Source organism: Actinokineospora globicatena (assembly GCF_024171945.1).
Classification (GTDB): Bacteria; Actinomycetota; Actinomycetes; order Mycobacteriales; family Pseudonocardiaceae; genus Actinokineospora; species Actinokineospora globicatena.
Genome location: NZ_JAMTCR010000002.1, coordinates 2,104,747 through 2,125,673, shown reverse-complemented (window position 1 = coordinate 2,125,673; position 20,927 = coordinate 2,104,747). Strand labels below are relative to the sequence as shown.

At 70.6% G+C, this 20,927-nt stretch carries 5 protein-coding genes and 1 pseudogene; 1 reads left to right on the top strand and 5 read right to left on the bottom strand.

Translation table 11 applies throughout. From position 1 onward, the window contains the following. Positions 1–171: 171 nt before the first annotated feature. From LV79_RS10105 to LV79_RS10095, 3 genes are all read right to left on the bottom strand, one after another. On the bottom strand, positions 172–2,055 hold the full coding sequence (locus LV79_RS10105) for a permease-like membrane multi-spanning protein (RefSeq protein WP_253834419.1): 1,884 nt from the start codon (positions 2,053–2,055) through the stop codon (positions 172–174). After that, positions 2,040–2,828: an ABC transporter ATP-binding protein gene (locus tag LV79_RS10100; RefSeq protein ID WP_253834418.1), complete on the bottom strand. Its 789-nt coding sequence runs from the start codon at positions 2,826–2,828 to the stop codon at positions 2,040–2,042. Before LV79_RS10100 ends, LV79_RS10105 begins: the two co-directional genes overlap by 16 nt. Positions 2,829–3,636: 808 nt before the next feature. Beyond that, positions 3,637–5,202 (bottom strand): acyl-CoA carboxylase subunit beta, encoded by a 1,566-nt coding sequence (locus LV79_RS10095; protein ID WP_253834417.1) that lies wholly within the window; start codon positions 5,200–5,202, stop codon positions 3,637–3,639. Positions 5,203–5,293: 91 nt separating this feature from the next. On the opposite strand from LV79_RS10095, the gene LV79_RS10090 reads away from it, so the two are divergent. Continuing rightward, entirely contained in the window at positions 5,294–6,460 is a 1,167-nt protein-coding gene (locus LV79_RS10090) for an MFS transporter (RefSeq protein WP_253834416.1), read from the top strand. Between the two features lie 10 nt (positions 6,461–6,470). On the opposite strand, the gene LV79_RS10085 is transcribed toward LV79_RS10090, so the two are convergent. Next, on the bottom strand, positions 6,471–16,661 hold the full coding sequence (locus LV79_RS10085; protein ID WP_253834415.1) for a type I polyketide synthase: 10,191 nt from the start codon (positions 16,659–16,661) through the stop codon (positions 6,471–6,473). A gap of 46 nt (positions 16,662–16,707) precedes the next feature. Beyond that, positions 16,708–20,925 (bottom strand): annotated as a pseudogene (locus LV79_RS10080) (type I polyketide synthase); the annotation flags it as partial. Between the last annotated feature and the right edge of the window lie 2 nt (positions 20,926–20,927).

Below are 20,927 nucleotides of genomic sequence, written 5' to 3'. Positions count from 1 at the left end.
TTCCCGCGCGGAAACCCACCCGAAGCCCGAAACCCGTGCGGAAATCCTCCATTTCCTCACTCGGGACCCTAGTTAGCCGCTACCGGCCCGAACACCCCTAGCCCGCCCCTAAAGGCGGGAACGACGACGGCCCCCGTCCGAAGACAGGGGCCGTCCTGGCGAGTGCGGTGTTCAGCCGACCGCCACGGGCTCCTCGACCCGCTCGCGTTCCTCGGCCGTGCGCTCCAGCCGGGCCTTGAGCTTGCGCGACTCGACCAGGTAGACCCACCCGGCCAGCCCGAACGCGGACAGCCCGATCAGCAGCATCAGCGCGATCACCGGCCACTGCAGACCCTCGGGCAGGTACAGCGCGAGGAACCAGACCCGCTCGATCTCACCGCTGAGCTTCATCCCCAGCGGCACCAGACCCTGCGGGAACGTCGCCAGGCAGCCGATGAAGAAGCTGGTCCACAGCAGGCCGCGCCGGTGCCGGGACATCGCCTTGATCACCGAGGTCTCCGCGCTCAGCGCCGCCTCGTGCTCCTTGCCCGCGCGCATCAGGTACAGCAGCTCCGGACCGCGCGCGGCCAGCCGCTTGGCCGCGAGCCCACCGAGCACCCCGTACCCGACGATCCCGGTCAGCACACCTGCCGGGCCGCCCGCCCAGGCCAGCAGCGGCAGGTCGAGCAGCTCACCGGCGAGCACCACGCACAGCGCCGGGGAAGCGGCACCGAGCACGAGGAACAGCGTGACGAACCCCTGTCCGGTGACGTCCCCGTGCTCCAGCGGCGAGTTCTTGGCTTTGTGCGGGTCAGGTCCGGGCACCAGTTGGTCGACCGCGACCAGCACCACGAGTCCCGCGCCGCCACCGAGCACGGCGGTGGTCGCGGCGATCGCCCACGGCCACAGGCCGCCGTGGATGGCGGTGCCGACGACGGTGAGCACGACCGACAGCGGCCCGAACCAGGTCAGCCAGGCCAGCTGCCGTCCCCGCACGTCGGCGAGTTCGGTGCCCGGGGTCATCAGCGTCAGCCACAGCGCGGTGCCGTCCTGGCCGTAGAGGTTCGCGGTGGTCGTGGCCGCCAGCAACGCCGTGATGGCGCCGACGAACGGCAGCAGCGCGGTCGAGCCGAACAGCACGGGCAGCAGGCCGCTGAGGATGGCGAACACCGGTGCCACCAGCAAGCCCTGCACCCGCAACGGGTCCCGCAGCCAGGTGCGGACCTCCTTGACGTACACGGCGGCCACCGGTCCGCGATCGGCCCACTTCGCCGCCGACGACGCCGAGCTGCCGCGCACGACCGGACGGGCGAGCCGCTGCGGACCGAGCACCCGGCCCCACAGCACGACCAGCAGCGCGACCAAGACCGCGAGCGCGACCAGCGGACCGACCACCCACAGCCAGTCCCCGCGCGCGGCGGCCTCGACGGCCACAACGCCCCAACCGGACGGCAGGGCGCGCACGGTGAGGGAGAAGGCGCGGGAGAACCCGGTCTCCAGCACCACGTCCAGCGCGACGAACACGATCCAGCCGGACTGGCTGAGCACCATCATCGTCGCCGTGATCACCGCCGTCACCGCGGCGCCGGTGCGGGACCGGGCCAGCGCGCCGAAGAACCGGGCCGCCAGCCGCGACAGCAGCACGACCAGCGTCAACTGCAGCGCCAAGGCCGGGATCGACACGACGACCGCCGCCGCGCCGAACCGGGCCGCGAACACGACCAGCGCGGTGAACGCGACCAGGGTCACCACGGTGGTGACGCCGACGAACGCGGCCCCGAGCAGGCCGAGCGCCAGCCGGGTGCGCGGCACGGGCTCCATGGCGAACTGCTCGGCGCGCAGCACCGGGTCGCCGCCGAAGGAGGGACCGAGCATCCAGCCGAGCGCCCAGATGGCGAAGGTGACCGCCAGCAGGTCCGCCACGGTGCCGGGGGCGGCGTCGGTGGTGGCCAGCCCGATCGTCCCGGCCGCGATGACCAGGCCGACCAAGCCGCCGGTGAGCATCCAGGTCGCCTTGGGCCCGGCGATGGTGTGCCGCAGCACGGCCAGCTTCATCCGGATCAGGACGCCAACCACGACAGCCCCTCCCCGCCGCCGACCTTGACGCCGACCAGCTCGACGAAGGTGTCCTCCAGCGACGCCCCGCCGCGCACCTGGTCCAGCGGGCCCTCGGCGACCACCCGGCCCTTGGCCATCACGGCGACCGTGTCGCACAGCTGCTCGACCAGGGCCATCACGTGGCTCGAGAGCAGGACCGAGCCACCACCGGCGACGAACCGGTTGAGGATGCGCTTGATCGTGGCCGCCGACACCGGGTCGACCGCCTCGAACGGCTCGTCGAGCACCAGCAACCGGGGACCGTGCAGCAGCGCGGTGGCCAGACCGATCTTCTTGCGCATGCCGGTGGAGTAGTCGACCACCAGGGTGCGCTCGGCGTCGCCCGCCAGCTCCATCACGTCGAGCAGCTCGGCGGCCCGCTCGGCGACGGTCTTGGGGTCCAGGCCGCGCAGCTGACCGAGGTAGGTCAGCAACTCCCGACCGGTGAGGCGCTCGGGCAGGGCGAGGCCGTCGGGCAGCACACCCATCAGCTTGCGCGCGGCGAGCGGATCGGCCCACACGTCCACGCCGAACACCTCCGACCGGCCCTCGTCGGGGCGCAGGAGACCGACCGCCATGGACAACGCGGTCGTCTTCCCCGCGCCGTTGGGACCGACGAGGCCGTAGAACGAGCCCGCCGCGACGGTGAGATCGGCGCGCTCGACCGCCGTGTACTCACCGAACACCTTGTGCAGGCCGAACAGCCGCAACGCCGCCGACCCACCCTCCACCTGTGGCTGCACCGCGTTCACGCTTGGGGATCCCCTTCAGGCTGGTGGCCGCCCAGCGGATTCTCGCCAAGGCGGTGGCCGTGCCGGATTTGCCCGGTCCGACCCGTGGCGGCGGTGATCGTACCGTTGCTCGCCGTCACCACGGTGAACCCCACATCACACTTCTCCGTTGCGGATCCCCCATTCCACCACCGTGAGCGCTCCCAGACCGGTCTGGACCACAGTCCACTACGGTTCGCCTCCGGCACGCTCCGACGTGACGACGGCCCCGAAATCCGACGCGCCGATCCCCAGTCGGGGTCGATCCCCGAACTCGACGCACCGCAAGCTTCGGCGGTGGGGCACCGAGGGCCCGGAGGTGGCGGAGTGGGGATGTCTCGGCTTGGCCGCGGTGGCCAGCTTCGGCGGTGATGGTGTAGCAGGCAAGGCGGGGTTCGCAGGTAAGCTGAGTGTCGCAGGCGGGAGCGCAACGCCCCATCGCCGAAACGCCCCCGGCGCCCCACAACCGCCCCCACCCCACAACGCCCGCTTCGCGCCCGCGCGCGCAGGCAACCCCCCGCCCGGCCCCCACCCTCTCCGGGGGGCGTCCCTGGGCCAGTCTACCGGGACCCACCGACAGTCGATCTTGAACCGGCACCCGCGGAGATCCACATGTGGACAACTTCTGTCACCCATCAGCATGAATTTCGAAGCAGCACCAGAAAGAAATCCCCAGGTCAGGGGCCACAGGGTCGCAGCGAGAGCCCGCTGCGGACACCCCCGAGCGCAAGTCGCCCCGCGAGCGATCAACAACGGCCCCAACACCACACCAACACTCCACAGTGGACAGCTACAGCGGGATGTTGCCGTGCTTGCGGGTCGGCGTGGCGGCGCGTTTGTTGCGGAGCAGCCGGAGGGCGGTGGAGATCTCGAGGCGGGTGCGGGCGGGTTGGATCACGCGGTCCACGTAGCCGCGTTCGGCGGCGGCGTACGGGTTGCTGAAGGCTCGGCGGTACTCGTCCACCAGGCCCGCGGCGACGGCGGGGCGGTCGGCGGGGTCGGCGGCCTGCAGGGTCTTGCGGTGCAGGATCTGGACCGCGCCGGTGGCGCCCATGACGGCGATCTCGGCGGTGGGCCAGGCCAGGTTGACGTCGGCACCCAGGTGCTTGGAGCCCATGACCGCGTAGCCGCCGCCGTAGGCCTTGCGCAGCACGACGGTGACCTTGGGGACCGTGGCCTCGGCGTAGGCGTAGATCAGCTTGGCGCCGCGCCGGACGATGCCGCTGCGCTCCTGGACGACGCCGGGCAGGTAGCCGGGGACGTCGGCCAGGGTGACGATCGGGATGTTGAACGCGTCGCAGAAGCGGACGAACCTGGCGGCCTTCTCGGAGCAGGCGATGTCGATGGCACCGGCGTTGACCAGCGGGTTGTTGGCCACGACCGCGACCGAGTTGCCGTCGACCCTGGCCAGCGCGCAGATGATGTTGCGGGCGTACTCCGGTTGCACCTCGAGGTAGTCGCCATCGTCCACAATGGCGCGAATCACCTCGGCGACGTCGTAGCCCTGGTTTTCCGCGTCGGGGATGAGCGTGTCGAGCCGTCTGTCCTCTTCGGTCACAGCGGCTTCGTGGACGTGGTCGTACACCGGCAACTGGTCCATGTTGTTGCTGGGCAGGTATCCCAGCAGCGCCTGCACCCAGGCGATGGCGTCGTGCTCGTCGTCGCCGACGTAGTGCGCGTTGCCGGAGACCTCGCTGTTGACCGCGGGCCCGCCGAGCTCGTCGAGCGTGGTGTTCTCGCCGGTCACCGCGGAGACGACCTCGGGGCCGGTGACGAACATGTACGAGGTCTTGTCGACCATCACGGTGAAGTCGGTGATCGCGGGCGAGTACACCGCGCCACCCGCGCACGGCCCCATCAGCAGCGAGATCTGCGGCACCACACCGGAGGCCCGCACGTTGCGCATCCCGAGTTCGGCGTAGTGCGCCAGGGAGACGACGCCCTCCTGGATGCGCGCGCCGCCGGAGTCGTTGATGCCGATCACCGGGCAGCCGATGCTCAGCGCCAGGTCCATCACCTTGAGCACCTTGGACCCGAACGCCTCGCCCATGCTGCCGCCGAGGGTGGTGAAGTCCTGGGAGAACACGCACACCTGGCGACCGTCGACCGTGCCGTACCCGGTGACGACGCCGTCGCCGTAGGGCCGGTTCTGCTCCATGCCGAAGTCGGTGCACCGGTGCCGGGCGAACTCGTCGAGCTCGGTGAACGACCCGGGGTCGAGCAGCAGGTCGATGCGCTCGCGGGCGGTCAGCTTCCCCTTGGCGTGCTGCCGGTCGACCGCGCGCTTCTCGGCGATCTCGACGGCCTGGGCCCGGCGAGCGGTGAGGTCGGAAATCCGGTCCGCGGTCGTCGACATGCCCGGTCCTCCTCACGGCTCAAGCCCAAGGTAGGTCGTGCCCGCGGGGGCAGGTACCCCTAGTCCCCCCTGCCCTGGTTAGGGTCGGCGCATGGGGGTATTCGGCAGGTTCTGGCTGGCTGACGCGATCTCGATGTTCGGGACGTACGTCACCACGGTGGCGGTCCAGGTGATCGCCGTGGTCGCGCTGTCGGCGTCGGCGACCGAGGTGGGTGTCCTCAACGCGGCGCGGTGGCTGCCGTACCTGCTGTTCGGGCTGATCGCGGGCGTGATCGTCGACCGGTGTAGGCGCCGGCCGATGATGATCGGCACGGACCTGGGGCGGGCGGTGCTGCTCGCGGTGATCCCGCTGCTCGCGGTGTTCGACCAGCTCAGCTTCCCGGTGCTCGTCGCCGTGGTGTTCGGGGTCGGGGCGCTGTCGCTGTTCGGGGACGCGGCTTTCCAGTCGTTCCTGCCGCGCATCGTCGACCGCGAACGGCTCTCGTGGGCGAACGTGCGCATCGAGCAGACGGCGGCGGTCGCCCAGACAACGGGGCCGCTGTTGGGTAGTGGGCTGATCAAGGTCCTGGGTGCGCCGATGGCCGTGCTCGCTGACGCCGTGTCCTATGCGGTGTCCGGGTTGCTGGTCGCCACTTTGCGGGTTGAGGAGACGAAACCGGATCCGGCTGAGCGGCACATCCTCACGGAACTCCGCGAAGGCTTGCGTTGGGTTTACCGGCACCGGATGCTGGCTCCGTTGGCGGTCAGTTCGCACGCCCGGTTCCTGTTCACCGCCATGGCGAGCACGGCTTTCGTCCCGTTCGCGGTGCACACCGTGGGGCCTACGGGGCTCGGGTTGGCGTACGCGGCGGCCGGGGTGGGGACCGTCGCAGGCGGCGCGGTGTCCTTGCGGCTCCACCGGCGACTGGGACTGGCGAAGACGATCGTCCTGGGCAGACTCCTGGCCGCCGGTGGCTTCCTCCTGCTCGTCACCGGTGACTGGGCGGTGTACGGCGGCCAACTCCTGCTGGGCCTCGGGTTGGGGTTCGAGGGCCCGCACGACGTCACCTACCGGCAGCGGGTGACCCCGGACCGGCTGCAGGGCCGCTGCAACGCCACCATCCGCTCCTTCAACTGGGGCATGATCACCATCGGCGCCCCCCTCGGCGGCCTCATCGGCGACCTGGTCTCCCTCCACGCGGCGATGATCGTCGGCAGCACCGGAATGGCCATCGCCGCCCTGGCCCTCCTGGCCACCCCATTCCGCACGGCCGACTAGCTACCTCCGGCTAGGCGTCCAGTTCGCTGTCGATCAGGGCGAAGATGGTGTCTTCGGTGGCGGCGTCTAGGTCGTCGTCGGCTTCGGGCGCCGTAGGGGTCCATTTGGCCAGGAGGGCGGTGAGGCGGGCGCGGATGCGGTCGGCGTCGGGGCCGGCCAGGGTGGGGAGGACGGCGTCGATGTTGTCCAGGTCGGACAGGGCGGTGGCGGTGGGGCTGGGTGGGGCGGGGACCAGGTCGGCCAGGAGGCGTTCGGCCATGGTGAGGGGGGTGGGGTGGTCGAAGACGAGGGTGGCGGGGAGGCGGACGCCGGTGGTGGTGGTGAGGCGGTTGCGGAGTTCGACGGCGGTGAGGGAGTCGAAGCCGAGGTCGGAGAAGGCCCTGGCCGGGTCGATGGCGTCGGTGCTGGGGAAGCCGAGGACGGTGGCGGCGTTGGCGCGGACCAGGTCGACCAGCACGCGAACCCGTTCCCCAGCAGGGAGTGCGAGAAGTCGTGCACCCAGGTCGACCGGCGCGGCGACGGTCTCCGCCACCCGACGAGCAGGGCGGGCGAGGGCGCCGAGGATGGCAGGCGGGTCGACGAGCGCGCGGGCATCGATGGTCGCGGCGACCACGGCCGGGGTCGGGTCGGCAAGCGCGCGGTCGAGCATCGCCATACCCACCGACGGCGTGATCGGCGGGAACCCGGTGCGGGACAACCGGTCACGATCCGCGTCGGTCAACGCACCCAGCATGCCGCCATCCAGATCCCACGGCCCCCACGCCAGCGTACGGGCAGGCAAACCGCGAACATGCCGGTGGTGGGCGAGGCCGTCCAAGAAGGCATTCGCAGCGGCGTAAGCAGCTTGACCCGGAGTACCGATGGTGGCGGCGACAGAGGAGAACAGCACGAACTCGACCGCGTCGGGCACGGCCTCATGCAACGCCAGCGCCGCCTCAGCCTTGGCGTGTAACACAGAGGCGAGCCGCTCACGAGTCAAGCTGGAGAACACGCCGTCGTCAAGCACACCAGCCGCGTGGAACACCGAGCGGACACCAAGACCCGCCACCAAATCCCGATCCGCCGCATCCCCCGCAACGACGCGAACAGTGGCACCCAACTCCTCCACATCGGACACAAGAGATTCCGATGCCTTCCCACTCCGGCTCAGCAGAACGATATTGCGCCGACCAGAAGCCGCCAGGTGACGAGCGAGCACCCCGCCCAACGCACCGGTGCCGCCAGTGATCAGCACAGCGTCATCCGGATCAGGCCCGCCAGGCAGCGTCAGCACCACCTTGCCGACGTGCTTGGCCTGGCTCATGTACCGGAACGCCTCCCGCGCCTGCCGCACGTCCCACGTCCGCAGCGGCGGCAAACTCAAGACACCCTCAGCGAACAGCGCCATGACCTGGCTGAGGATCTGCCCGATCCGATCCGGCCCCGCCTCAGCCAGGTCGTAGGCCCGGTAGTCCACACCGGACACCCCAGTGCGGATGTCGGTCTTGCCCATCTCCAGGAACCGGCCGCCCGCGCGCAGCAACCCGAGCGACGCGTCGACGAACTCCCCGGCCAGCGCGTTCAACACCACGTCCACCCGGGGGAACTTGGCGGCGAACGCCAGGTCCCGCGACGACGACAGGTGATCGTCGGCCAGCCCGGTTGCCCGCCACTTCGCCGGGCTCGCGGTGCCGTACACCTCAGCCCCGAGGTGGCGCGCCAGCTGCACCGCCGCCATCCCGACACCACCAGCGGCGGCGTGGACCAGCACCGACTCGTCCCGCTGGAGGTGAGCGAGGTCGACCAAGCCGTAGTACGCGGTCGCGTAGACGATCGGCACGCTGGCGCCCGCAACGAAGTCCCACGCGTCCGGCAGCGCTACCAGCAACCGTTCGTCGGTCACCGCCAGCGGAGCGAACGCCGCCGAGAACAGCCCGAGCACCCGGTCCCCCACCGCGAACCTGGTGACGTCCGGCCCGATCTCGGTGACCACACCGGACGCCTCACCGCCGATCGCGACCTCACCCGGGTACATACCGAGCGCGTTGAGCACATCGCGGAAGTTCAGACCCGCGGCCCGGATCGCGACCCGGACCTCCCCCGGCCCGAGGTCAGGCGGGGTTACCGGCGCCAAGACGAGGTTCTCCAACGTGCCGCGACCGGTGGTGTCGAGCTGCCATGGCCCGTCCGGCGCGACCAGGTCGGTACCGGGATCGGGGACGACCCGCGGCGCGAAGGCGGCCCCCGACCGGATCGCGAGCTGCGGTTCGTCGGGGCAGCGGAGCAGGGCGGCCCACGGGTCCCCGTCGATGTCGATCAGCCGCACCCGGCCGGGGTCCTCGCTCATGGCGACCCGGAGCAGGCCCCAGACGGCGGCGCCCGGCAGGTCCGGCACGTCGTCCCCGGGCTCTGCGGCCACGGCTCCCCTGGTCAGGACGATCACCTCGCCCACGAGCGCGAGCACCTCGGTGACCCGGTCGAGCAGGTCCGGCCCGGCCGAGCTGACGATCACCCGGTCGGCACTGTCGGACAACTCGGCCCCGGCCGCAGCGAGTCCCCGCGCCGCGCCGAACACGTCCTCACCCAGCACCGCCCACGTTTTGGTGGCCGGTTCGACCAGCGGGACGGGCTGCCACGCGACCCGGTGCAGCGGCGGCGCGGTGGTCGCAGCGATCGTGACCGGCCGGAGCGCGACCTTGTCGACGGTGATCACGGGCGTGCCCGCGGGATCGACGGCGACGAGCGCGGCCCCATCCGGCCCGCTGGTGAGTCGCACCCGCAGCGTGGTGGCCCCGGTCGCCGCCAGCCGGACCCCCGACCAGGCGAACGGCACCCCAGCAGCTCCCGTACCCGTCGCTGAGACGGCAAGAGCGTGCAGGGCAGAGTCGAGCAGCGCGGGGTGTAGGCCGAACCGCGACGCGTCGGCGCTATCCGGTAGCGCTACCTCCGCATAGACGGCCTCTTCAGTCCGCCAAGCCGCGCGCAGTCCCCGGAACATCTCCCCATAGGCAAGCCCGGCCCCCTCTAGCTGGCCGTAAAGCCCACTGACGTCGACGGACTCGGCTTGCGGTGGCCATAGACCCAGGTCAGCGCTGACCGGGGACTCCTGGGTAAGAGTGCCAGTCGCATGCAGGGTCCAAGGCAGGTCCGACCAGCCAGTGTCGTCGGCGTGCCTACCGTGGATGGTGACGTCACCGGTGCCGGTCACCGCAACCTGGACCTGGACCGCGCCCCGCTCAGGCAGGACAAGAGGCGCGTGCAGGATCAACTCGTCGACGACCGGTAGGCCGCTTGCGTCTCCCGCCTGCACCGCCAGCTCTAGGAAGGCGGTCCCGGGGAAGACGACTCGGCCGTGGACGCGGTGGTCGGCCAGCCACGGGTGGGTGCGAGTCGACAGGCGGGCGGTGAACAGGACACCGTCCGCGCCCGCCACGCCCACCCCGGCGCCGAGCAGCGGGTGATCGGTCACCCCGAGCCCGGCCGCCGCGACATCACCCGCCCAGACAGCGGGGGCGGGCCAGTAGTGCTCCCTGGCGAAGGCCCGGGTGGGCAGGTCGACCCGGCGCCCGCCCCAGTCCTCGGTCACGGCGGCCCAGTCGACCCGCGCGCCCCGCACGTGCACCTCGGCGACGGCTCGCAGCACCGTCTCGACCTCGTCGCGCCCCGTCCGCAGCGCGGGGAACGCGGCCTGCTCGACCGCCGCGCTCAGCACCCCCTCCGGCCCCAGCTCCAAGAACCGGGTGACGTCCTCCGCCCGTGCCACTGCGTCAGCGAACCGGACCGTCTCCCGAACCTGCCCGACCCAGTACTCCGGCGTGCCCGGATCACCCGGCGCAGTGCTGACCAACGGGATCGTCGGACTGGCGAACGACAGTCCAGCCACGGCGCGGCCGAAGTCCGCGAGCATCGGCTCCATCAGGTGGCTGTGGAACGCGTGCGACACCACCAGCGACTTCACCCGCCGCGATTGTTCAACAAACCTACGTTCCAACAGTTCAACAATCCTACGATCCCCCGATACGACAAGTGAACGATCGGAGTTCACCGCGGCGAGGTCGACGCCTTCGGGGAGGCCGTCGGGGAACTCGAGCGCTAGGTCGGACTCAGAGATCTCGACAGCGAGCATCGCGCCACCCGGCGGCAGGTCCTGCATCAGCCGGGCGCGCGCGGAGACCAAGGCGCAGGCGTCGTCCAAGGTGAGGATCCCGGCGGCGTGGGCGGCGGCCACCTCGCCGATCGAGTGGCCGATCAGCACATCGGGGCGCACACCCCAGGACTCCACGAGCCGGAACAGCGCGACCTGCAACGCGAACAGGGAGGTCTGCGTGTAGATGGTCTGGTCCAGATCCAGGCCCTCACCGAAGACGACCCGCTTGAGGTCGCCGCCGTCGAGCGCCGGGTCGATCCTGGCGCAGACCTCGTCGAACGCGGCCGCGAACACCGGGAATGCCGCGTACAGACCCGCGCCCATGCCGGGACGTTGCGATCCCTGGCCGGTGAACAGGAAACCCGTGCGGCCGTCGTCCGCGCGACCGGTGACCGCGCCGTCCAGCGAGACCTCGCCGAACAGAACCGCGCGGTGTTCGAGCACGCCTCGCGTTGTGGCCAGGGAGCGCGCGAGGTCCACCAGGTCGTGCCCACTGTCCCTTATGGCCTCAACCTGTGCGACCAGACCGTGATCGGTGCGCGCCGACACCGGCAGGGCGACCAACGCGGGCGGTGACCCGACCGGCTCTGCTTCTGCTTGCGCGGGCGCTGATTCCAGCACTACGTGCGCGTTGGTGCCGCTCATCCCGAACGACGACACACCCGCCCGTCGCGGCCGATCACCCGCGGGCCACGGCTGTGCGGCGGTCAGCAGCGACACGGCACCGGCGGACCAGTTCACCTGCGGCGACGGCTCGTCGACGTGCAGGGTCGCCGGCAGCACACCGGCTTGGAGCGCCGCGACCGTCTTGATCACGCCCGCCACGCCGGACGCCGCCTGGGTGTGCCCGATGTTGGACTTCACCGAGCCCAGCCACAACGGCTCTGTGCGACCTTGGCCGTAGGTGGCCAGCAACGCCTCTGCCTCGATCGGGTCACCGAGGCGGGTTCCGGTGCCGTGCGCTTCCACGACGTCCACTTCGGACGACTCCAGGCCCGCGTCAGCGAGCGCCGCATGGATGACCCTCTGCTGCGATGGGCCGTTCGGTGCTGTCAGGCCGTTGGAGGCGCCGTCGGAGTTGATGGCCGAACCGCGAACGACCGCCAGCACTCGGTGCCCGTTGCGCTGCGCGTCAGACAGGCGCTCGACCAGCAGGACGCCGACACCCTCACCCCAGCCGGTGCCGTCGGCGGCCGCCGCGAAGGATTTGCAGCGACCGTCAGCGGCGAGACCCAACTGGCGGCTGAACTCCACGAACGCGGACGGTGTGGACATGACTGTCACGCCACCGGCTAGCGCTAGTTCGCACTCGCCCTGCCGCAGCGCTCGGACGGCCAGGTGCAGCGCGACGAGGCTGCTGGAGCACGCTGTGTCGACGGTGAGCGTCGGCCCTTCAAGCCCGAAGGTGTACGCGACGCGGCCCGACAGCACAGCTGCGGCATTGCCCGTCCCCTGATGGCCTTCACTGACGTCGCGCGCGCCGACGAGGAGCGCCGGGTAGTCCTGGCCGCTGGTTCCCGCGAACACGCCGGTTCGACTGCCGCGCACCGCATCCGGGTCGATGCCCGCGCGCTCAAACGCCTCCCAGGAGGCCTGTAGGAGGAGCCGCTGCTGCGGGTCCATGGCGAGTGCTTCGCGCGGGGAGATGCCGAAGAAGACCGGGTCGAACTCGGCGACGCCGTCAATGAAGGCGCCTTCACGGACGTACGAGGTGCCGTCGCCGCCGTCCGGGTCGTAGACGCTGTCCCAACCACGATCGGTCGGGAACTCGCCGATGCCGTCGCGGCCCTCGGACACCAAGCGCCACAGGTCTTCTGGCGACCGAACGCCACCGGGATAGCGGCAGGCCATACCGATGATCGCGATCGGCTCACCGTCGACGGCCGTCCTGACCTGCTCGGTCGCCTCGGCCTTGGGGCGGGCCAACCGGAGCAGGTGCTCGGCCATGGCGACGGGGTTCGGGTGGTCGAAGACGATGGTGGTGGCCAACTGCGCGCCGGTCGCGGTGGCGAGGCGGTCGCGGAGTTCGACGGCGGTGAGCGAGTCGAAGCCGAGGTCCGAGAAGGCGTGCTGGGGCTTCACCGCGGCGCGGTCGGCGTGACCGAGGACAGCGGCGGCATTGGTGCGCACCAGGTCAAGCAGAGTGCGCCGATGCTCCTCTTCGGACAGATGGGCGTAGCTCGGCGCGCTCGGCTGCTCGACGGCCGGTGCGGGCGCCTCGATGAGGTCGTCGAACAGGCGCTGGGGTCGCGCGCTGGTGAACGAGGGGACGAACCGGTCCCAGTTGATGTCCGCGACGGTGACGCACGTGTCCCGCTGGTCCACCGCCTGCGCCAGAGCGGCGATGGCGACGGTCGGATCGAGCGGGTTGAGACCGCGTTTGCGCAGGTAGTCGGCGGTGCTGTCGGCTCCGGCCATGCCCGCGCCCGCCCACGGACCCCAGGCGATGGCGGTGCCACCCGAGGCCTCCGCGAGGGCGTCCAGGGCGGCGTTGGCCATCGAGTAGGCCGATTGTGAGCCGCTACCCCAGGTAGCGGACACCGAGGAGAACAGGACGAGTCGATCGAGGTCAGGTAGCGCGGCCAGGATCCGCGCACCGGCGACCTTGGCGTTGAGCGTGGCGGCGAAGTGCGCCAGGTCCGCCTCGGCGATGGGCGCGTAGTCACCGCTGCCTGCCGCGTGAAACACCGAGGTGGGCGGGTGCTCGGCCAGGAGTTCCGTCAAGGCAACAGGATTTGCGACATCACAGGCGGCCAAGGTGACGCGGGTGCCGCTCGACTCGAGTTCCTGCGCGAAATCGACCGCTTCGAGAGCGCGGCGACTGGCCAGCACGAGGTGTTCGGCGCCGCGTTCGACCAGCCACCGGGCGACGTGTTTGCCCAGCGCACCCGTGCCGCCGGTGATGAGAACAGTCCCTTGTGGACGCCATGGTGCGGCGGCTTCGGCGGGCGATGGCGCGAGTCGGCGCGCGAACAGGCCACTAGGCCGAATGGCGAGTTGGTCCTCGCCGCTGAGAAGACCGGCAACGAAGCGGGCGGCAGCGGCGTCATCGGCGATCTCGGGCAAGTCGACCAAACCGCCCCACCGGCGCGGCAGTTCGAGGGCAGCGACCCGGCCCAGCGCCCACAGCGGTGCCGCCGCCGGGTTGGCCAGCGGCTCGTCCACCGCGACCGCGCCCTGGGTGGCCAGCCAGATCGGTGGTCCGTCGGCGCGGAGCAGCTCGAGGGTGTCGGCGAGGCCCTGGGTGAGGACGGGGAAATCGGGGTGCTCGTCGGTGCTGGTGAGCAGCGAGAGGATCGCGTCGGCCTGGGCTGGGTCGTCGGTCAGGGCGGCGCCGTGCGTGCGGAGTGCGTTGGCGCACCAGGTCGCCAGCGCGGAGTCCGGGTCGCGGGTCAGGACGTGCCAGGTCCCGGTGAGGGAGATTGTGGGCGCCTGGACGGGCTTCCAGGTCACCCGGTAGCGGAGGTTGGTGGTGTTGACCGGCCAGAAGTGGGTCCGCTGGAAGGCGTAGGTCGGTAGGTCGACGCGGCGTCCCGGCTCGGGCCAGGTGATCGCCGCTCCGGAGACGAACGCTTGGGCCAGGCCGCGCCACCACGTCTCGACGCCATCGCGACCAGCGCGCTGGAGCGGGATGGCGGTGGCGTCCGGCAGCTGGTCGCGCACGGCCGCCGACAGCACCCCGTCCGGCCCGATCTCCAGGAACCGGACGACGCCCTTGGCCGCCACCGCGGTGATCGCGTCGGCGAACCTGACCGTCTCCCGGACCTGCCGCACCCAGTACTCCGGCGTGCTCGGGTCACCGGTCGATGTGCCCACCAGCGGGATTGTCGGATCGTTGAACGAAAGTCCGCGCAGGGTCCGCTCGAACTCCGCCAGCATCGGGTCCATGTGGTGGCTGTGGAACGCGTGCGACACCACCAGCGACTTCACCCGGCGCGATTGTTCAACAAACCCACGTTCCAACAGTTCAACAATCCCACGATCCCCCGATAGGACAAGTGAACGATCCGAGTTCACCGCCGCTAGGTCGACGCCTGCGGGGAGACCGTCGGAGAACTCGGTGGCCAGGTCGGACTCGGAGATCTCGACTGCCAGCATGGCTCCGCCGGACGGGAGTGCGCCCATGAGGCGGGCTCGGGCGGCGACCAGGGTGCAGGCGTCGTCCAGGGAGAGGATGCCGGAGACGTGTGCGGTGGCCAGCTCGCCGATGGAGTGGCCGACGAGGTAGTCGGGGGTGATCCCCCAGGACTCGACCAGGCGGAAAAGGGCCACTTCCAGCGCGAACAGGGCGGGCTGGGTGAGTTCGGTGCGGTCCAGGTCTTCGGCGGGATTGACACCGAGGCGGTCGCAGAGCGCGTCGAACGCCTCGGCGAAGACTGGGAGTCGGCGCAGGTCGAGACCCATGCTGCGGTACTGGGAACCCTGGCCGGTGAACAGGAACGCGGTCTTGCCCGGTGCGGCCTCACCGACCACTGTGGACTCATGCGGCACGTTGCCAGCCAGAGCGGCGAGCGCGGCGGGGCGGTCGGCGCCGGGAAGGATCACCGCGCGTCGCTCTAGTGCCGCACGGGTCGTGGCCAGGGAGAACGCGATGCCACCTGAGTCAGCCGCGTGCTCTAGCAGCCTGGATGCTTGCTCGCGCAAGGCTTCTGGGGTTCGCGCGGAGATAAGCCACGGGAGGTCGGCCTCGCCGGGCGGCGTGGGCTCGGCTGGAGTAGCCTGTTCGAGGATCGTGTGCGCGTTGGTCCCGCTCACGCCGAACGCGGAGACCGCGGCGCGCCTCGGAACATCCACTGTGGACCACCGGCGCGGTTCGACGAGCAGTTCGACAGCCCCTGCGGACCAGTCGACGTGGGGTGACGGAGCGTCCACATGCAAGGTCGCGGGTAGTACGCCGTGGCGCATTGCTTGCACGACCTTGATGACCCCCGCGACCCCCGCGGCGGCTTGCGTGTGGCCGATGTTGGACTTGATGGACCCCAGAAAAAGTGGGACCCCCCGGTCCTGCCCGTAGGTCGCGAGTAGCGCGGAGGCCTCGATCGGGTCGCCGAGGACGGTGCCGGTGCCGTGCGCCTCCACAAGATCGACGTCGGCGGGTGCGAGTCGGGCGTCGGCCAGGGCGTCGCGGATCACTCGCCGCTGGGACTGGCCGTTGGGTGCGGTGAGCCCGTTGGACGCACCGTCGGAGTTGACCGCCGATCCGCGCACGACCGCCAAGACCCGGTGCCCCAGTCGGACCGCGTCACTGAGCCGCTCGACCAGTAGGACGGCGGCACCCTCGGACCACCCGGTCCCGTCGGCGCCCGCCGCGAAGGACTTGCACCGCCCGTCCGCCGCGAGCCCGCGCTGTCGGCTGAACTCCACGAACGCCGACGGGTTGACCATGACCGTCACACCACCGGCGATGGCGAGGTCGCATTCGCCTGCCCGCAACGCCTTGGTCGCGAGGTGCAACGCCACCAAGCCACTCGAACACGCCGTGTCGACGGTGACCGCGGGACCCTCAAGCCCGAACACGTAGGCGACTCGTCCACTGAGGACACTGGTCGCCGAGCCGGTCAGCCCGTAGCCCTCGTCCGGGGTCGCGTAGCCGTAGCCCGAGGTCGCGGCCCCGACGAACACCCCCGTCTTGCTGCCCCGCGCGGCGGTCGGGTCGATCCCGGCGTGCTCGAACACCTCCCAGGACGTCTCCAACAGGAGACGCTGCTGCGGATCCATCGCCGCGGCCTCGCGGGGCGAGATCCCGAAGAACGCCGGGTCGAACATCCCCGCGGAGTGCACAAAACCACCCTCGCGCGAGTACGACGTGCCCGCGCTGGCCTCCGGGTCGTACAACCGCTCCAGATCCCAACCCCGATCTGTCGGAAACCCCGAGATCCCATCCCCACCCCTGGCGACCAGATCCCACAGGTCATCCGCCGACTCGACCCCACCCGGCAGCCTGCACGCCATCCCCACAATCGCGACCGGCTCGTGCGCGGCCCCGGCCAGATCTCGATTCCGCGCCCTCAACCGCTCGTTCTCCTTGAGCGACTTCCGCAGCGCCTCAACATACTGCTCAACAGACGCGCTCATCGTGGGTCTCCGGTGTGGGCGGTCATCGTGTGCGGCAAGGTCGGGGTCATTCGGGGTCCCCGTCTCCGGTGGTGACCAGGCGGAGGAGGTCTTCGCCGGTCATGGTGTCCAGGGGGAGGTCGGGGGTGGGTTCCTCGGGGGCTAGGCCCGCTAGGCGGAGGAGGGGGGTTAGGAGGCCTGCGGACGCCAGGCGGGAGAGGGGGATGGCGGCGATGGCGGCTCGGGTCTCCGCGTCCTCACCGCCGGTTAGTTCGGTGAGGAGGTGGGTGGCCAGGGCGGCCGGGGTCGGGTGGTCGAAGACGATCGTCGGCGGTAGCGGCAGGCCGGTGGCGGTGGCTAGGCGGTTGCGCATCTCGACGGCGGTGAGGGAGTCGAAGCCGAGGTCCCTGAAGGGGCGGCTGGGGTCGATGCCACCCAGGTCGTTGTGGCCGAGGACGGTGGCGGCTTCGGCGAGGACGAGGTGCGCGACCAGGTCGGCGCGTTCATGGGCAGGCGTCTCAGTCAAGCGGTCCCGGAACCAACCGGTGTCCGCCGACACAGCCGGGGTCTCCACCAGCTCGGACAGCAGCGGGCTCGGGCGGGCGGCGGTGAAGACGGGGACGAACGTGGTCCAGTCCACACCGGCGATGGTGATCACCCGGTTGTCACCCGCGACCGCTTCCGACAAGGCGGTGAGTGCCTGGTCCGGGGCGAGCGGGAACAGCCCTTGGCGCGAAAGGTCAGCCCCGGCGGCCATCCCGTCACCTGCCCACGGGCCCCACGCGATCGACGTGGTGCGCGGCCGACTCTCGGCAAGGCCGTCCAGGTAGGCGTTCGCTGCGGCGTAGGCAGCCTGGTTCGCGCCACCCCACGTCGCGGCGGCGGATGAGAAGAGGACCAACTCGGCGTCCGGGCACAGGTCAGCGAGGTTGCGCGCCCCCTGCACCTTGCCCGCGAACACGTGCTCCAGAGCGGCGGCGTCCAACCCGTCAATCCGGCCAAGACCGCCCACGCCAGCCGCGTGCACGACCACATCGGGCCGGTACGAGGCAACCAGTGCGGCCACAGCGTCCCGGTCGGACACATCACAGGCCACCACCGTCGCCGGGAAGTCGACCTCCGGCGCACTCCGACTCACCAGCACGACCCGGTCGGCGCTAGCAGCCGCCCACCTGGCGACGTGCTGCCCAAGCGCCCCAGTCCCACCGGTGACGAGAACAGTCCCGTGTGGACGCCAACTGCCCTGCGGCGCCGGTGCCCTGCGCAGTCGACGAGCCTCAACGACACCGCCAACCCGAACCTGATCCTCATCGCCACCCAGCACGCTGACCAGCAGTCCCGGGTCGAAGTCCTCGGACAGCCGCACCAACCCACCCCAGCTCGACGGGTACTCCAGTGCCGCCGACCGGCCGAACCCCCACAGGGCCGAGTCCGCAGGCGTTTCACCGACGGTCACCGCCCAGACCGCGGTTGACCGAGGAGCAAACGTTTGCACAGTACGGAGAGTGGCGGCGAGGTCCTGGCACGTGATCACACCGGCCAGCTCAGCGCCCGTGTCTTCCCGAACCACGACAGCGCCATGGGCCTTCAGCGCGCGGGCCACGGACTCCGGCGCGTCGAGCAGCAGCCAGGTCCCCGCCAGTCCGCGCACCGGGGGCGGGTCCACCGGAACCCACTCAGCCCGATAACGCCACAGCGCGGTATCGGCCTGGCGCGTGGGCCAGTACCGCGTGCTCTGGAAGGCGTAGGTCGGCAGGTCGACGATCCGTCCCCGGGTACCGAAGAACGCACGCCAGTCGACAGGGATGCCGGAGACATGAGCGGCGGCCAAGGCGCGAAGCAGGGTCACCACGTCGTCCCGGCCCGCGCGCTGCGTGGGTATGCCGTCGACCAGCGCGGACAGGACCCCGTCCGGCCCCAGCTCCACGAACTGGCGCACCCCCTGCTCGCGCACGACGCCGACCGCGTCCGCGAACCGCACCGTCTCCCGGACCTGCCGCACCCAGTACTCCGGCGTGCTCGGATCCCCCGTCGCCGTGCCCACCAGCGGAGTCCCAGGAGCGCGGAACACCAGACCACGCGCCACCAGCGAGAACTCGGCCAGCATCGGGTCCATGTGGTGGCTGTGGAACGCGTGCGACACCGTCAACGCCTTCACCCGCCGCGATTGTTCACCAAACCCACGTTCCAACTGTTGAACAATCCTACGATCTCCCGATACTACAAGTGAACGATCCGAGTTGACGGCGGCGAGATCGACTCCCGTGGGGAGGCCGTCGGGGAACTCGGCAGCCAACTCGGCCTCGGAGATCTCGACGGCCAGCATGGCGCCGCCTGCCGGAAGAGCGCCCATGAGCCGAGCCCGAGTGGCGACCAGGGTGCAGGCATCCGCCAGCGAGAGGATCCCGGAGACGTGCGCGGCGGCGAGCTCACCGATGGAGTGCCCGATCAGAAAGTCCGGAGCAACGCCCCAGGACTCCAGCAGCCGGTACTGCGCGACCTGGAACGCGAACAGGACAGGCTGAGCGACCGCCGTGTGGTCCACATCAGACTCAAAGACCGCCAACCCGAGCCCCAGCTCCGCGCATACCTCGTCAAGTGCCTCCGCGAAGACTGGGAACGCCCGAAGGGCCAACGCCATGCCGGACCGCTGAGAACCCTGCCCAGTGAACAGGAACGCCACCGGCCCGCTGCTCGGTACTCCGACCACAACCTCGGCCGACTCGCGACCCTCAGCCAGCGCCCGCAACCCGTCCGATGGATCAGCCGCCACCACCACGGCCCGGTACTCCATCGACCCCCGCGTCAGCGCCAACGACCGCGCCAGGTCCGCAGGCTCCGCCGCGACCTCCAGCAGCCGCCGCGCCTGTGCCCGCAAGGCCTCCGCTGACCGCCCCGACACCAGGAACGGCAACACCTCTCCAGCCATCGACTCCGAGACTTCAGCCGGGCCGTCGCCCTGCTCCAGGATCACGTGCGCGTTGGTACCGCTGACCCCGAAAGACGAGGTCGCGGCACGCCGGGGACGAGGCTGGCTGGGCCACGGACGCGACTCGGTCAGGAGCTGGACGTCCCCCCACGACACGTGCGGAGTCGGGGCGTCGACGTGCAAAGTCGCAGGCAGAGTGGCATGCCGGAGCGCCTGCACCATCTTGATCACGCCGGCGACGCCCGCCGCGGCCTGGGTGTGGCCGATGTTGGACTTCACCGACCCCAACCACAACGGCGTCTCGCGGCCTTGGCCGTAGGTGGCCGACAACGCCTGCGCCTCGATCGGGTCGCCGAGCACAGTCCCGGTGCCGTGCGCCTCAACAGCATCCACATCGGACGGAAGCAAGCGAGCGGCCGCCAAGGCCTGCTCAATGACCCGCTGCTGAGCAGGGCCGTTCGGAGCGGTAAGCCCACTGGAGGCGCCATCCGAGTTCACGGCGGATGCGACAACCGTCGCCAACACGTGGTGCCCGTTGCGGCGAGCATCAGACAGCCGCTCCAGCAAGAGCACGCCGACGCCCTCACCCCACCCGGTGCCGTCAGCGGATGCCGCGAAGGACTTGCAGCGACCGTCAGCCGCAGTGCCCTCATCGAAGCCGAAGCCCGCGAACATCATCGGACCCGCCATCACCGTCACGCCGCCCGCCAGCGCCAACGTGCACTCACCGGAGCGCAGGGCCTGCGCGGCCAAGTGCAGCGCGACCAGCGACGATGAGCACGCCGTGTCCACAGTGACCGAGGGCCCCTGCAAGCCGAGGCAGTAGGACACCCGTCCGGACAAGACACTTCCCGCGTTGCTGGTCCCCAAATACCCGTCCAGCACCTCGGCGGGTACCGAGGTTGCGTAGTCGTTGTACATCACGCCCGCGAACACACCGGTTCGGCTGCCGCGCAACGAGTGCGGGTCGATACCTGCGCGCTCGATGGCCTCCCAGCTGGTGTGCAGCAACAGCCGTTGCTGCGGGTCCATCGCCAGCGCCTCGCGGGGCGAGATGCCGAAGAACCCCGCGTCGAAGTCGCCCGCATCGGTCAGGAACCCGCCCTCAGCAGAGCTGGGCAGCGCGGCGAGGTCCCACCCCCGGTCGACCGGCAGCGGACCCAGCGCGTCCACACCACCCGCGACCAAGTCCCACAGGTCCTCGGGCGAACCGACCCCGCCGGGGTAGCGGCAGGCCATGCCGACGATGGCGATCGGCTCGGTCGCCCGGTCCTGCAGCTCGCGCACCTGCTCCCGCGCCGCGCGCAGCTCGCCGGTGGCCCGCTTGAGGTAGGCGAGCAGCTTCTCCTCGTCGGCCT

Excerpts from the sequence above, each read along its gene's own strand:
- LV79_RS10095 (WP_253834417.1), bottom strand. The coding sequence starts at position 5,202 with ATGTCGACGACCGCGGACCGGATTTCCGACCTCACCGCTCGCCGGGCC.
- LV79_RS10090 (WP_253834416.1), top strand. The coding sequence starts at position 5,294 with ATGGGGGTATTCGGCAGGTTCTGGCTGGCTGACGCGATCTCGATGTTC.
- LV79_RS10085 (WP_253834415.1), bottom strand. The coding sequence starts at position 16,661 with ATGAGCGCGTCTGTTGAGCAGTATGTTGAGGCGCTGCGGAAGTCGCTC.